14 protein-coding genes are annotated in these 15,331 nt (G+C 49.2%); all 14 read left to right on the top strand.

From position 1 onward, the window contains the following. Positions 1-15 precede the first annotated feature (15 nt). Entirely contained in the window at positions 16-768 is a 753-nt protein-coding gene (rpsB, locus tag HAV38_RS19550) for a 30S ribosomal protein S2 (RefSeq protein ID WP_168057085.1), read from the top strand. A 215-nt stretch (positions 769-983) separates the two neighbouring features. Beyond that, positions 984-1,865 (top strand): translation elongation factor Ts, encoded by an 882-nt coding sequence (tsf, locus tag HAV38_RS19545; protein WP_168057084.1) that lies wholly within the window; start codon positions 984-986, stop codon positions 1,863-1,865. Between the two features lie 473 nt (positions 1,866-2,338). Further along, on the top strand, positions 2,339-3,055 hold the full coding sequence (gene pyrH / locus HAV38_RS19540) for a UMP kinase (RefSeq protein WP_168057083.1): 717 nt from the start codon (positions 2,339-2,341) through the stop codon (positions 3,053-3,055). 257 nt (positions 3,056-3,312) lie between these two features. Next, positions 3,313-3,873 carry a ribosome recycling factor gene (gene frr, locus HAV38_RS19535; protein ID WP_168057082.1) on the top strand — a complete coding sequence of 187 codons (561 nt, stop codon included), beginning with the start codon at positions 3,313-3,315 and terminating at the stop codon, positions 3,871-3,873. Between the two features lie 458 nt (positions 3,874-4,331). After that, the gene (gene uppS / locus HAV38_RS19530; protein ID WP_168057081.1) at positions 4,332-5,096 is read left to right on the top strand and encodes a polyprenyl diphosphate synthase; all 765 of its coding nucleotides are present in this window, start codon (positions 4,332-4,334) and stop codon (positions 5,094-5,096) included. Further along, the gene (locus HAV38_RS19525) at positions 5,096-5,929 is read left to right on the top strand and encodes a phosphatidate cytidylyltransferase (protein WP_168057080.1); all 834 of its coding nucleotides are present in this window, start codon (positions 5,096-5,098) and stop codon (positions 5,927-5,929) included. Before uppS ends, HAV38_RS19525 begins: the two co-directional genes overlap by 1 nt. A gap of 8 nt (positions 5,930-5,937) precedes the next feature. Then, on the top strand, positions 5,938-7,107 hold the full coding sequence (gene ispC / locus HAV38_RS19520) for a 1-deoxy-D-xylulose-5-phosphate reductoisomerase (RefSeq protein WP_168057079.1): 1,170 nt from the start codon (positions 5,938-5,940) through the stop codon (positions 7,105-7,107). Continuing rightward, positions 7,107-8,474, top strand: coding sequence for an RIP metalloprotease RseP (rseP, locus tag HAV38_RS19515; protein WP_168057078.1), 1,368 nt, complete (start codon positions 7,107-7,109; stop codon positions 8,472-8,474). The genes ispC and rseP overlap by 1 nt, the downstream gene beginning before the upstream one ends. A 112-nt stretch (positions 8,475-8,586) precedes the next feature. Beyond that, positions 8,587-10,974, top strand: coding sequence for an outer membrane protein assembly factor BamA (gene bamA / locus HAV38_RS19510; RefSeq protein WP_168057077.1), 2,388 nt, complete (start codon positions 8,587-8,589; stop codon positions 10,972-10,974). 298 nt (positions 10,975-11,272) lie between these two features. Beyond that, complete coding sequence (locus HAV38_RS19505; protein ID WP_168057076.1) at positions 11,273-11,794, top strand: OmpH/Skp family outer membrane protein; 522 nt, start codon at positions 11,273-11,275, stop codon at positions 11,792-11,794. Positions 11,795-11,814: 20 nt separating this feature from the next. After that, positions 11,815-12,876, top strand: coding sequence for a UDP-3-O-(3-hydroxymyristoyl)glucosamine N-acyltransferase (gene lpxD, locus HAV38_RS19500; protein WP_168057075.1), 1,062 nt, complete (start codon positions 11,815-11,817; stop codon positions 12,874-12,876). Continuing rightward, positions 12,863-13,360, top strand: coding sequence for a 3-hydroxyacyl-ACP dehydratase FabZ (fabZ, locus tag HAV38_RS19495; RefSeq protein WP_168057074.1), 498 nt, complete (start codon positions 12,863-12,865; stop codon positions 13,358-13,360). The genes lpxD and fabZ overlap by 14 nt, the downstream gene beginning before the upstream one ends. Before the next feature lie 5 nt (positions 13,361-13,365). Next, entirely contained in the window at positions 13,366-14,154 is a 789-nt protein-coding gene (lpxA, locus tag HAV38_RS19490; protein WP_168057073.1) for an acyl-ACP--UDP-N-acetylglucosamine O-acyltransferase, read from the top strand. A 1-nt stretch (position 14,155) separates the two neighbouring features. Next, positions 14,156-15,328 (top strand): lipid-A-disaccharide synthase, encoded by a 1,173-nt coding sequence (gene lpxB / locus HAV38_RS19485; protein WP_168057107.1) that lies wholly within the window; start codon positions 14,156-14,158, stop codon positions 15,326-15,328. Positions 15,329-15,331 lie beyond the last annotated feature (3 nt).

The following is a 15,331-nucleotide window of genomic DNA, read 5'->3' as shown; positions in this document are numbered from 1 at the left end:
ACCCTGGAGAAAATTATGTCAGTAACAATGCTCGAAATGCTGGAAGCCGGTGTTCACTTTGGTCACCAAACTCGTTTCTGGAACCCTAAGATGGCACCGTACATCTTCGGTCACCGCAATAAAATCCACATTGTCAATCTGGAAAAAACCCTAGGTATGTACCAAGAGGCGATGAAGTATATTCGTCAATTGTCATCCAATCGTGGCAACATCCTGTTTGTCGGTACTAAACGTCAGGCACGCGAAATTATCGCCGCGGAAGCAGCACGTTCGGGTTCACCATTTGTAGATCAACGTTGGTTGGGCGGTATGCTGACTAACTTCAAGACTATCAAGACTTCGATCAAGCGTCTTAAAGAAATGGAAGCGTCGATTGCTGACGGCTCAGTAGAAAATTTGAGCAAAAAAGAAGGTTTGATGTTTCAGCGTGAAATGATCAAGTTGCAAAAAGCTATCGGTGGTATCAAGGATATGGGCGGCATTCCTGACGCGATCTTTGTTATCGACGTTGGTTACCACAAAGGTGCGATTACTGAAGCCGCAAAATTGGGCATTCCGGTTATCGGCGTTGTTGATACAAATCACTCGCCAGAAGGCGTGACTTACATTATTCCTGGTAACGACGATTCGTCTAAAGCAATCGCTTTGTACGCACGTGGCGTCGCAGATGCAATCATTGAAGGTCGCGCTAGCGCCGTTAATGAAATCGTTGAGCTAATCAAGGGCAATGCTGGTGATGACTTCGTTGAAGTTAACGATCAGGCGTAAATCCTGAGACTGAGGTAAAGCACTTCAACCAAAAAAAGGGGGCAGCGATGGCCCCTTTTTTTGTATAAACCGAATATTTTTGACTGATGTGCAGGTGACGGATGGTTTGCAATAGCACTTGGATGGCGAGCGCCACGAGAGTATTCGCGGCTCCAAAGCGAACGTGAAGTGACGCGAACGAATTTTACCTGCACCAATTGATCCAGGAGAATGACATGGCAGTTATTACTGCAGCACTAGTTGGTGAATTGCGCGCTAAAACTGATGCGCCAATGATGGAATGCAAAAAGGCGCTGACTGAAGCCGATGGCGATATGGTCAAAGCGGAAGAGATCCTACGCGTTAAATTAGGTGGTAAAGCTTCTAAAGCGGCATCCCGTGTTACGGCAGAAGGCGTCGTTGCAGCTTACATCTCTGGCGGCGTTGGTGCGTTAGTGGAAGTTAACTGCGAGACGGATTTCGTAACAAAAAATGACGAATTCATTGCTCTGGTCAATGCTTGCGCCAAGTTGGCCGCAGAAAACAATCCAGTTGATCTTGCTGCATTGGCTGCGCTACCTTTGAATGGCGGTACGATCGAATCATGCCGTACCGAATTGATTGGTCGTATTGGTGAAAACATGTCGATTCGTCGTTTTAAGCGTTTCGAGACTACCGCTAAACTGGCTTCTTACATCCACGGCACCAGTATTGGGGTGATGGTTGAATATGACGGCGCAGTTGAGCAAGTCGGTAAAGACGTTGCGATGCACATCGCAGCAATGAAGCCAGTGTCTTTGTCATCGGATCAGGTTCCGGCAGAACTAATTGAAAAAGAGCGTTCGGTGGCAACATTGAAAGCGGCAGAATCAGGCAAGCCTGCTGAAATCGCTGCGAAAATGATCGAAGGTTCGGTTCAGAAGTTTTTGAAGGAAGTATCCTTATTAAATCAGTCATTTGTCAAAAACGATAAGCAAACCGTTGAGCAAATGCTGAAGGAAGCTAATTCCAGTGTTAAGTCTTTCGCCATGTACGTGGTTGGTGAAGGCATTGAGAAAAAAGTGGATGACTTTGCTGCAGAGGTTGCAGCGACAGTTGCTGCTGCCGGACAAGCTTAAGTATTACGAAAAGCGGGCCGCGAGGCCCGTTTTTTTGGTTCCCGGGAATCTTTTGCCTATAGCATGCACTAAGTAAAGATTTGCTTCCGTCCGCTACCCGGCGATCGTGTGCCTGGGAGGCGTCCAGATTGAGTATCACCTGATTTCTGAACCCGCTTACGATCTGCAACAAGTGGGCGTAAAAGTGGGCGTAAGTTAGTGCTTGGTGGCAGGGTAATCGCAGGGGTCTTGCGATCGTGAGAATTTTGAGCGCCGCGCGCATCAAATCAAGTACGTGCAGTAATATCAGGAATAAGCCAATAAAATCGGGTAATTGTTGAATATGTGCAAGTAGTAGCTTTATGACTCTTTAAATATACCGAGCTGTTATGTCAGTTGTCTCATTGATGATTTGGCGAATGGTTTTGTTGGCTCGTGAATAATAAAAATACGTAGTAATTAATTGTTAATCGGATGAACGAAGGACTCAGACTATGACCAAACCAGCATACAAGCGTGTTCTCCTTAAGCTCTCCGGTGAGGCCCTGATGGGCAATGATGCCTATGGCATCAATCGTGCGACGATCGATCGTATGGTCGCTGATGTTGCGGAAATCGCCAGACTCGACGTAGAGCTTGCTATTGTCATTGGTGGCGGAAACATTTTTCGCGGTGTAGCACCGGGCGCGGAAGGAATGGATCGGGCGACCGCGGATTATATGGGGATGTTGGCAACGGTGATGAACTCGCTGGCTCTGGCCGATGCCATGCGTCAGGCAGGATTGACTGCACGTGTGATGTCAGCGATCAGTATTGAGCAGGTTGTAGAGCCTTATGTAAGACCAAAGGCGTTGCAATACCTTGAAGAAGGTAAAGTTGTTATTTTCGCCGCGGGTACTGGTAACCCATTTTTTACTACGGATACCGCAGCAGCGCTACGGGGTTCTGAAATTGGCGCTGAAATTGTACTAAAAGCAACCAAAGTGGATGGGGTTTATAGCGCCGATCCACAGAAAGACCCAACCGCCACCCGTTATACTACGATCACCTTTGACGAAGTTATTACCAAACACCTACAGGTGATGGATGCAACCGCGTTCGCTTTGTGCCGGGATCAAAAATTACCTATTAAAGTATTCTCTATTAATAAGCCAGGCGCGTTATTGCGTGCGGTAATGGGTGAAGATGAGGGCACGTTGGTGCACGTCTAAAACATGATTTAAGACGGTTGCCGGGTCTCCCTTCCGTAGTAATGGAAGGTAAATTTGCGAAGTAGCCCGTGCAATAAATTTTGTGCGGTCGTTTTGTGGATTCATTTATGTGACTCAACGCCCGAAGCCGTTTACGATCATCACCTGACGTGTGCGCAGTGAGATCGTGAGCAGATCACGCAAGGTGCGGTGGGATCGTAGCAGTTTCTAATAAGTTTTTCCAAGATAAAGCTTCGGCTTACAAATAGGAGAGCAGCATGAGCATTGCTGACGTCAAAAAAAATACCGATCTGAGAATGCAGAAGTCCCTTGAGACCCTGCGTGCAGACCTTGCTAAAGTACGTACCGGTCGTGCCCATACTGGCATATTGGATCACGTTCAAGTTGAGTATTATGGAAGCCCAACCGCGTTGACTCAGGTGGCCAGCGTAACCTTGATCGATGCGCGCACTATTGGCGTGCAGCCATTTGAGAAGAAAATGATCGCAGTCGTCGAAAAAGCGATCCGTGAAGCTGATCTGGGTCTGAATCCTTCTACGCAAGGCGACATCATACGTGTCCCGACTCCAGCGTTGACGGAAGAGCGCCGTAAAGAAATGGTTAAACTGGTCAAGAGCGAAGCTGAAGACGCAAAGATTGCTATTCGCAATATTCGCCGCGATGCCAACGAAGGACTAAAAAAACTTGTTAAAGACAAGGAATGCTCGGATGACGATGAGCGACGTGCGCAAGATGAGATTCAAAAGCTCACCGATAAGGCAGTCTCTGATATCGACAGGCAGGTTGTGGATAAAGAGAAGGAAGTTCTGACGGTATAGAGCGGCGCTTGTTATACTGGTCTTTTAAGCGTTTATCAATGCGCCGCGAACACGTATGCTGATTTGTAAATGACGGAAGTAGTCTACTTGGGCAAGAGCGAGATAGGTAAAAAACGGCTTCCAAGGCCGGAATGGTTTTGAGGCCATCCGGTTTTCGAACGCAAGCGTTCAAAGTACCTTCCTGCACCGATCATCTGAGCTTAGGAAGGATGTGAGCAGGTTATAAGCTTGTTCATTTCTCATGACAGCCATCAGCGGGACAAAATACCCAAAATTTCCATGCAGACGTGATAAATTATTGCGCTTATATTGCGTTTGTATCGCATTTACAGAAATTTCGATCAGCACATGTGTCCCAATCAATTCTGCGTAGTAATATCCTGAATGCATTCTGAGATTTCAATCTCAATCTCAAAGCATGCGTCAGGTTTTAACTAATATTCTTTATTCCAATTTTAATGACCCATTCAAGTTCGACGCTATCGGTGCCGTCAAGTGCGGCAATGCCCAAGCACATCGCCATTATTATGGACGGCAATGGTCGCTGGGCTACACGCCGTTTCTTACCGCGCTTTGCGGGACATGCAAAAGGCGTTGATGTCGTACGTAAAATTGTTGAGGCCTGTGCCGACCGTGGTATTGGTTACCTAACCTTGTTTGCATTCAGTTCTGAAAACTGGCGCCGTCCGGAAGAAGAAGTATCGTTATTGATGCGCCTTTTCGTTACTGCGCTGGAACGCGAAGTTGGGAAAATGCATAACAATGGGATTCGTCTTAAGGTAGTTGGCGATCTCAGTCGTTTTGACGCAAAGCTGCAAGATATGATCGTTAACGCCGAGCGTAAAACTGCAAACAATTCTAATTTAACCTTAACCATCTGCGCCAATTACGGTGGCCGTTGGGACGTAATGCAAGCGGTTAAAAAAATGCTTGCAGAGGGCGACGCGACCACGAGTGCAAACTTCACCGAAGACGAGCTCGCGCAACATCTGGCGATGGCCTATGCCCCGGAACCAGACTTATTTATCCGGACCGGCGGCGAACAGCGCATTTCCAATTTTTTGCTATGGCAATTGGCCTATAGCGAATTCTATTTTACTGAAACCTATTGGCCCGATTTCGACGATGGAGAGCTGGATAAGGCAATTGCGTCCTTTCAGTTGCGCGAACGACGATTTGGGCGCACGAGTGACCAAATAGTAAAAAAACAAAAGGCGTCCTGATGCTTAAAACGCGCGTGATTACTGCGTTGTTACTGCTTGCAGTATTATTGCCCATCCTTTATCTCAATTATTTCCCGGCATTTGCTATTGTCGCCGTGCTTTTTTTCGGTGCCGCCATCTGGGAATGTGCGCGGATGTTCGGTGCTATCGGTAATCGGGCGCTAGCCTGTGCCGCTGCGGCGATAGTTTTACTGGTTTTGGTGCTGATCAAGGGAAATGGCGGAAATATGGGTTCGCTATTTGCACTGTGCGTAGCGTTATGGCTCTTGCGATTTACCCCTTCCCTTGGGTTGGGATTGCCGCCACGCAATAGCGTGGGCAATCACATCGTCGGCTTCACCTACGCTATCTCGATTTTCGGTTGTTTCCTTGCTATTCTTGGTCTGTTCCTGCATTCTCCTATTTACTTGCTTTCAATCATGGCCATCGTCTGGATTGCGGATATTGGCGCTTATTTTTGTGGTAAAGCTTTTGGCAAGCATAAACTGGCGCCTTCCATATCGCCGGGTAAGTCTTGGGAAGGCGCTCTTGGAGGCTGGTTACTAGTGTTGGTTATTGCCAGCTTGATTTGTGTGACCCCTGTTGCGAGACCGCTAGCCGATACTTTTCCGGTACAGTTATTTGCAACCTGGGGCTGGGCTGGGCTGTCAGGCGTGATGACAGTGTTGGTAATGGCGAGTGTCGTTGGCGACCTGTTTGAGTCACAATTAAAACGTCGTGCCGGTATCAAAGATAGCAGTCAACTGTTGCCAGGGCATGGCGGCGTATTGGATCGTATCGATGCGCTCATCCCGGTGCTTCCAATGGTAGCGCTGTTGAGTTACTGGTTTTAAGGTTACTCATGCAAAATATTACGATTCTTGGTTCAACCGGCTCTATCGGTGTCTCCACGCTTGATGTTTTGGCGCGCCACCCTGAGCGCTATAGCGTCTACGCGTTGACCGCACACACTCGGATCACCCAACTGGCAGAACAGTGTGAACAATTTCGTCCGCAAATTGCTGTAGTAGGAAGTGCTGCCTCTGCCGAACAATTGACGCGCCTGTTGCGTGAAAAAAGGTTGAAAACGCAGGTCATTTACGGTGAGCAGGCCCTGTGCGACGTCGCCAGCGCGCCAGGTTGCGATACTGTGATGGCAGCCATCGTGGGTGCCGCGGGATTAGCCCCATCGTTGGCGGCAGCCCACGCCGGTAAAAAAATTCTGTTGGCGAACAAGGAAGCCCTCGTCATGTCAGGGCAGTTGTTCATCGATGCCGTAACTGCCAGCGGCGCTACTCTTCTACCTATCGATAGCGAGCATAATGCAATCTTTCAGTGTTTGCCGCAGGGATATCAACGTAATCCGGCGGCGAAGGGAATCGTCAAAATTTTGTTGACGGCCTCGGGCGGGCCTTTTTTGACTCGCACTGTGGATACGTTGGAGTCGGTCACGCCTGCGGAAGCGGTTGCACACCCCAAGTGGGTAATGGGGCGCAAAATTTCAGTAGATTCTGCCACCATGATGAACAAAGGGTTGGAGGTCATTGAGGCACACTGGCTATTTGGAATTCCCGCAAGTCAGATTGAGGTAGTCATCCACCCTCAAAGTGTGATTCACTCAATGGTGTCGTACGTAGATGGATCTGTTCTGGCGCAATTGGGAAATCCCGACATGCGTACGCCAATCGCCAATGCTTTAGCCTATCCTGAGCGAATTTCCTCTGGTGTTGCCGCGCTCGATCTGACTATAATCGGTCAGTTACAGTTTAGTAAGCCGGACCTGAAACGCTTTCCCTGTTTAAAACTCGCGTATGATGCACTGTTGTCGGGTGGGTCTGCAGCGATAATATTGAACGCAGCGAACGAAGTCGCTGTCGAAGCGTTTCTTGATGGAAAAATCGGATTTCGCATGATAGATCAATTAATTTCTCGTACGATGGACACGTTGCCAATATGCTCGGTTACTGACATTGATTCACTGCTCGAGCAGGATCGCTTAGCTCGTCTTACAGTTCGCACTTTTATTTCCTGATGGCATTTCTTCAAACAATAGTAGCATTTCTGGTTGCGCTGGGTTCGCTGGTGATTATTCACGAGCTCGGCCATTATTCGGTCGCCCGTTTGTGCGGGGTCAAAGTTTTACGTTTTTCTGTTGGCATGGGAAAAGTGATATTTTCCCGTCGTTTCGGTCCAGATCAGACTGAATGGGCCGTCTCGCTCTTGCCATTAGGCGGTTACGTAAAGATGCTGGATGCGCGCGAACAAGATATTGCCACAATGTCCCCCGCTGATCTCAAGCGTGAGTTCACGCATCAATCGGTTTGGCGTCGCATGGCGATCGTTGCCGCTGGCCCTCTGGCAAATTTCCTACTTGCGATTGTATTATTCGCCGGACTGTACATTCACGGTATTCCCGAACCAACACCTAAATTGCGGATAGTAGCCGAACAGTCGGTCGCCTATAAGGCAGGTCTGCGCGGTGGTGAATTAGTAACCGCGGTAAATGGCAAGCCGATCCAAATCTGGTCGGACCTGCGCTGGGAGTTGATGCAAGCGGCACTGGAAAAAGGCAGCGTCAAACTGGATGTCCAGCACCCTGATCCAGGACCTTCTGGCGGCAATATATTAGATACCGTCTCGTTACCGCTCGACAGTATTACCCCCAAGGACCTGGAAGGTGATTTTTTAGCAAAGCTAGGTATTGATTTGGCACGGCCTAAGGCAGTATTAGGCAAGGTGATGCCTGATGGTCCTGCAATGAGGGCTGGTTTGCAACAAGGCGACTTAATTACCCGTATCAATGGCACTGCCGTTGACGATGGACTGGCACTTGTTGAAAAAGTCAGGGCTTCTCCCGATAAAAAAATGTCCATCGACGGCATACGTGCAGGACAGGCATTTCATCTTGAGGTGACCCCGCAATCGCAAGAAAGTAAGGGCGTTAGTTTCGGGCTGATTAAGGTCGAAGTGCCCTTGACACCGGAAATGATCGTCGCGAGTAGTACACCTTTAGCGGCGCTTGCCAAGGGCGCGCAGAAAACCTGGGATAGCAGCGTTTTAACGTTGAAAATGCTGGGCAAGATGCTCATTGGACAGGTTTCCTGGAAAAACATCACCGGTCCGATTACCATTGCCGATTACGCGGGGCAAACTGCTCGGGTCGGGGCAATTAGCTATCTAAGTTTTATTGCGTTTATCAGTATCAGTTTAGGCGTTATGAATTTGCTTCCCATCCCGGTTTTAGATGGGGGCCTTTTGCTGTATTATTCGGTGGAAGTTTTAACTGGACGTCCTATTCCTGAACGATTTGGAGAAATTGCCCAACGCGCAGGCATAGGTATTTTGATGACGTTAATGGCGGTCGCCATGTTTAACGACATTGTCCGGCTCATATTTTAGTGGTGCCTAGTGTTGCGTTTTGCCGCCATCCGGGTGGCGAGGCGTACCCCAAGTTTTTTCTTCTCGCCCGACATACATAGTCGGTAAGAACATTGATAACAAACGATCGCTAATGAAATTACATTCCCAGCACTTCCCTTTGTCGATTCTTCCCCGTCGTTTGATCGCTCTTGCGGCCTTTGCCTTTTGCTCAGGACAGGCGATGGCAGTGCAACCTTTTGTGATCAAGGATATTCGGGTCGAAGGTATTCAACGGACCGAAGCGGGTACCGTATTTAACTATCTGCCCGTGCACGTTGGTGAGACGTTTGACGATGCTAAGGCTACCGCTTCAATCAAGGCCCTTTACGCGACTGGATTCTTTAAAGATGTCAGAGTCGAGGCGGATGGCAACGTGTTGGTGATCCTGGTCGAAGAGCGGCCGGCTATCGCTGGCGTTGCATTTTCTGGAACCAAAGAATTCGATAAAGACCAGCTGACCAAGGCCCTAAAGGGTATTGGCGTCGGTGAGTCACGGATTTACGATAAGGCGCTAGTAGACCGCGCCGAGCAGGAGTTAAAGCGTCAATACTTATCCCGCGGCCTATATGGGATGAAAGTCACGACGACGGTCACACCGGTCGAGCGTAATCGGGTAAATATCAATTTTGCGGTGGATGAGGGCGACATATCTCGCATCAAACAAATTAATTTTGTCGGTAACAAAGTGTTTTCCGATAAAACACTGCGAGACCAGATTAATCTGCGCTCTCCCGGCTGGTTTACCTGGTACACCAAGGCAGATCAATATTCCAAAGAAAAATTGGCTACCGATACTGAATCGTTACGCTCATACTATTTGAACCGTGGCTATCTTGAGATGCAGATCGATTCAAGTCAGGTTTCAATTACGCCGGACAAAAAAGATATTTACGTTACGTTGAATATCAACGAAGGCGATAAATTTACAGTCTCTGATGTCAAGCTTGACGGCGAGATGTTCGGCCGTGAAGAAGAGTTGAAATCGTTGATACAGCTCAAAAAGGGCGAGGTATTCTCAGGTCAGAAGTTAACAGATACCACGAAAAAAATCTCTGAGCGTTTAGGTAATTTTGGTTATGCATTTGCTAACGTCAATGCTAATCCAATTCTTGATCGCAGCAAAAAAGAAGTCGCATTCACGATCACCGTCGATCCTGGTAAGCGCGTCTATGTACGACATATCAACGTGGTGGGCAACACCAAAACACGTGATGAGGTGGTGCGTCGGGAGTTCCGCCAGTTTGAAGATTCATGGTACGACGGTTCAAATATCAAACTGTCACGTGACCGTGTCGACCGCCTCGGATATTTCAAGGACGTTAATATTGATACGCCTGAAGTTCCCGGCACAACCGATCAGGTTGACATTAATATGACTGTGACCGAAAAGCCAACTGGTAACATCATGGTCGGCGCAGGTTTCTCGCAAGCGGACAAAGTCAGCCTGACTGGCTCGATTCAACAGCAAAACGCGTTTGGTAGTGGTAATACAATTGGTCTGGAAGTAAATACCAGCCACACCAATCGTACCATCGCCGTCTCGCAGACTAATCCGTACTTTACCGATGACGGCGTCAGTCGCACTTATGATTTGTATTTACGTACGGTGAGCCCTTCTGTATACACCCAGGGCGACTATAAAGTCCGGTCCATCGGGACCGATATCAAATTCGGTGTTCCGTTTTCTGAGCTGGATACAATCTTCTTTGGCATCGGTGTTGAAAACACCAAAGTGTATGCGGATAGTTTAAGCCCGATTCTTTATCAGCAATATGTTGCTGATTTTGGTAGCGGCAAATTTAACCCTTCAACCGGATACCTCACCGGTGCCAGTTCAGCAGCAACGACTAGTTTCCCGCTCACAGTAGCGTGGCAGCGCGATAGCCGCGACAGCGCACTTGTGCCAACTACAGGTCGATACCAGCGTGCGAATCTTGAATTATCGGCCGTTGGTACTTTGCGTTATTACAGAGCGACTTATCAGCATCAGTATTTCCAGCCACTGTTTGGTAACGCTGTAACATTGGCAATGAATGGTGAACTGGATTACGGCGCAGGACTATTTGGTCAAAAATATCCGGTATTCAAAAACTATTATGCTGGCGGTATTGGTACTGTTCGTGGGTATGAATCTTCGACTCTGGGTTCCAAGGTCGATCAGTACGGCGACTCGCTAGGCGGATCAAAGCGCGTATTTGGTAATTTGGAATTGCAATTTCCGTTCCCCGGTTCAGGCAATGACCGCACGTTACGCTGGTTTACTTTCCTGGATGGGGGGCAGGTATTTGCCGATAAGACGCCCATGTCGTTTAATGATTTGCGTTACTCGACTGGTATCGGTCTTAGTTGGGTATCTCCGATTGGACCTTTGAAGTTGAGCTGGGGTATGCCGCTGAATGCGAAAACCGCAACCGTTAACGGTGTAAGCGTTGCCGATAAAGTGCAGCATTTCCAGTTCCAGTTGGGTACTGGATTTTAATAACCCGCTTGCGATCTGTAACGAGAAGATTGTGAGATTGATTAAGGCCGGTGTCCGCTCCGCGGTGTAAGTAGCAGTAGCCGGGCGATCCGGGGAAGGGTTAAGTAGCGCACCGAAACCTCCCTGAGTAATTTTAGTCACTATCGGGTTTCGAGGGCCATGCGGTGTTGTATTTGTAATGCGTTTTTAGCGCCAGATGCCTCAGCCGGGATAGCCCCCAAACGGTCCTGATAAACTGTACCGTGGCATAGATCTACAGGAATGCCATAATGTTTAATTTGAATAGCGGAGAACGGCTTTGAAGTCTCTTACACCATCATTCGCATCGCTTAGAGTGGCTGCAGTTCTGGCGCTTTGCTTGAGTTCGGTTACCGCCGTGCATGCGCAGGAAGGCTCCAAAATCGCCTTTGTCAGCAACGAGCGTATTTTCCGTGAAGCGGCACCGGCTAAGGCTGCTGACGCTAAAATTCAGGCGGAATTTTCGAAACGCGACAAAGACCTGCAAGATTTGGCCGCGCGCCTTAAGGGGATAGCCGACAAACTCGACAAGGACTCCGCAGTGATTCCGGAGTCCGAGCGTTTGAAGCGCCAACGTGAATTGGCCGATCTTGACAAGGATTTCCAGCGCAAGCAGCGTGAGTTTCGTGAAGATTTAAACCAGCGCCGTAACGAAGAGCTAGCGATTGTGCTGGAGCGTACTAACAAGGTCATCAAGCAAATTGCCGATGCCGAGAATTATGATATTGTCTTTCAAGATGCAGTATATGCAAATAAGCGGATCGACATTACCGACAAAGTGCTGAAAGCACTCAACAAGTAAACAATGCAAATGAGGCCACGATGAGCATTCGGCTGAAACAACTGGTCGATAGCTTGGGCGGGCAGTTAATTGGCGATGCGGATATTGAGATATTCGGCATCGCGCCGTTGAACGACGCTACGGTGACAGAGGTTACCTTTCTTTCTAATCCCAAGTTTCGAATCCAGGCGACCCAAAGTCAGGCAGCGGCTATTATTTTGTCTGCTGAAGATGACGTAATTGTCGGCGCAAGTTATCGCGGTGCGCGCATTATTGCGTCCAATCCCTACGTTTATTTTGCACGAACCGCACAATTTTTTGCCGCACTGAACGCGCCGGTAGTACCTGCCGGAGTTCATCCGTCGGCAGTTGTTGATTGTTCCGCGCAGGTCGCGATGACAGCTTTTGTCGGTGCCAATGCGGTAATTGAGGCCGGAGCAATAATTGGCGACGGCGTGTATATCGGTAGTGGCAGTGTCATCGGCCGAGCCGTTAAGATTGGCGCAATGACACATCTGCATGCAAATGTCACAATTTACGCAGAATGCGAAATAGGGCGGCGCGCTATCGTTCATTCTGGTGCGGTGATAGGCGCTGACGGCTTTGGCTTCGCAAACGATGGCGGAAAATGGATAAAAATTCCCCAAATCGGACGCGTGCTGATTGGGGATGACGTTGAAATCGGCGCCAACACGACAATTGATCGTGGCGCAATGACGGATACAGTGATTGAGGAGGGTGTCAAGTTGGATAATCAAATCCAAATCGCCCATAACTGCCATATTGGTGCGCATACGGCGATTGCGGCATGCGCTGGAATTGCCGGTAGCGCAAAAATTGGCAAATATTGCTCGATCGGCGGGGCGGCCATGATTCATGGTCATATTACTATTGTCGATCACGTTCATGTTTCGGCTGGCACGCTCGCTTTACGTTCTATTTTAGAGCCAGGCCAATACACGGGGTTTTATCCCATTGCCAAGCATGGAGACTGGGAAAAATCAGCAGCGCTGGTGCGAAATTTAAGTACTACCCGTGAAAAAATCCGTGCCTTGGAAAAAACAATCAAACAGCTTACAGAAAAAACTCATGAACAGTCCTAATAACGGTTTAAACATTTGTCAAATCAAAGAATACTTGCCGCATCGGTATCCGTTACTGTTAGTTGATAGGGTGCTGAGCTGGGAGAGCGGCAAGTCGATCGTTGCACTCAAGAATGTGACCATCAACGAAGAGTTCTTTAACGGTCATTTTCCGAACAAGCCGGTTATGCCCGGCGTGTTGACGATTGAGGCGCTCGCGCAAACTGCTGCACTGCTGTCGTTCTTAAGTGAAGGCCGCAAGCCGGACGAAAACACCGTGGTGTATTTTCTGGGAATTGATAAGGCGCGTTTTCGTCGACCAATCGAGCCGGGTGACCAAATTAAACTGGAAGTCGAGATTTTACGAGTCGTACGCGGTATCTGGAAATACAAAGCCAAAGCCACTGTAGAAGGTGAGTTGGCGGTCGAGGCAGAGTTCATGTGCACAATGCGACATGCTGTGACGCCCGAACATACGGCCGCCCCCGCTGTCCTAAGTGCGTGATTTCAATGAGCAGAATTCATCCCACGGCTGTCATTGATTCGAGCGCCGAGCTTGATAGTTCGGTTGAAGTCGGTCCGTACTCTATCATCGGGCCCAACGTCACTATCGGCGCGGGAACCAAAGTCGGTCCGCACGTCGTGATTGACGGGCATACCAGTATTGGTCGTGATAATACATTTTTTCAATTTGGCTCAATCGGTGCTGCGCCTCAGGATAAAAAATACGCTGGTGAACCAACCCGGTTAGAAATTGGAAATGGTAATACCATTCGCGAATTCGTAACCCTAAATCTAGGGACATCCCAGGACGTGGGCGTGACGCGATTGGGCGATAATAACTGGATTATGGCTTACGTCCATGTTGCGCACGATTGCCAGATAGGTAGCCAAACGGTGATTGCGAACAATGCCACGCTTGCCGGACACGTGCATGTTGGGGACTGTGTTTTGCTTGGTGGATTTACGACGATACATCAATTTTGCCGTATCGGACCGCACGCAATGACTGCCTTTACCGCTGCCGTGAGTCAGGATGTTCCACCGTTTGTGACGGCTGCCGGAAACCGGGCAGTACCTGCCGGGATTAATAGCGAAGGGTTGCGTCGCCGCGGATTTAGCGATGATCAGGTCATGTCGATAAAGCGTGCTTATCGACTGATATATCGGTCGGGCTTGTCTTTGGGGGACGCCACGGCAGCGCTGGCCGCGGAAGAATTAAAGTCTCCTGACTCCGCAGAATACATTCGCATGCTACGCGAATTTATTAGCACATCTCAACGTGGCATTATTCGCTAACATGCCTGGCAAATCCCCTGGCGCATCCCCTATCTCAATCGCGATGGTGGCCGGCGAGGCCTCTGGCGACTTGCTGGCAAGTCGTATGCTATCCGGCTTGCGACCGCAATTGCCGGATGCCACGCTATATGGTATTGGCGGCCCGATGATGGCTGAATATGGGTTCGTTAGTCACTGGCCAATGGATAAGCTGTCGGTCAATGGCCTGTTTGAAGTCCTCGCGCATTATCGTGAAATCAAGGCAATTCAGATTGCGCTGAGAGACCGCCTGCTGATCGAAAAGCCGAATATTTTTATCGGGGTCGATGCGCCTGATTTTAACTTTGGTCTCGAAACCCAACTCAATCACGCGGGCATTCCAACTGTTCATTTTATAGGCCCTTCAATCTGGGCATGGCGTGGCGGTCGCATCAAAAAGATCGCGCGCTCCGGTTCGCACATGCTGGTAATATTTCCGTTCGAAGAAGAAATTTATCGCAAAGCCGGTATACCGGCGACGTACGTCGGACACCCGCTGGCGCAGTTGATTCCGATGGTACCTGACGTGTTGTCGGCGCGTGCCACACTGGGACTACCGGACAACGCGACGGTGGTCGCGATCTTGCCGGGTAGTCGATTATCGGAGCTTCGATACAACACGGCGAGTTTTGTCGGTGCTGCCAGATTGTTGGCCAAGCGCGACAACACAATGCGCTTTATCGCACCGATGGCAGGCCCCAAGCAACGGGCGCTATTTGTTGCGCTGGTAGAAGAAGCTGGTTTGCAAGGCGTTGAAATTCAGTTGCTAGATGGCCAGTCGCATGTGGCGATAGCCGCCGCCGACGCGGTTTTGGTAGCGTCCGGGACCGCATCGCTGGAAGTGGCACTATACAAAAAACCAATGGTGATCGCATATAAAATGATGCGTGCGACATGGGAGATTTTACGCCACATGAGCTATCAGCCCTGGATCGGTCTGCCTAACATACTGGCGCGTGAGTTTCTGGTGCCTGAGTTATTGCAGCATGCCGCGACACCCCAGCGTATGGCTGATGAACTATGGAAGCAGTTGCAAGACGTGCCGTTGCAAGAAAAATTGCGTGTCCGCTTTACAGCCATGCATCTTGCGTTGTTGCGCGACACTGCTAATGAAAGTGCGCAAGCGGTCTTGAAAATCATCGACCAGCGGCGTTGATCT

The sequence above is a fragment of the Glaciimonas immobilis genome, assembly GCF_011947285.1.
Classification (GTDB): Bacteria; Pseudomonadota; Gammaproteobacteria; order Burkholderiales; family Burkholderiaceae_D; genus Glaciimonas; species Glaciimonas immobilis.
This window is presented reverse-complemented; position numbering and strand designations above follow the sequence as displayed.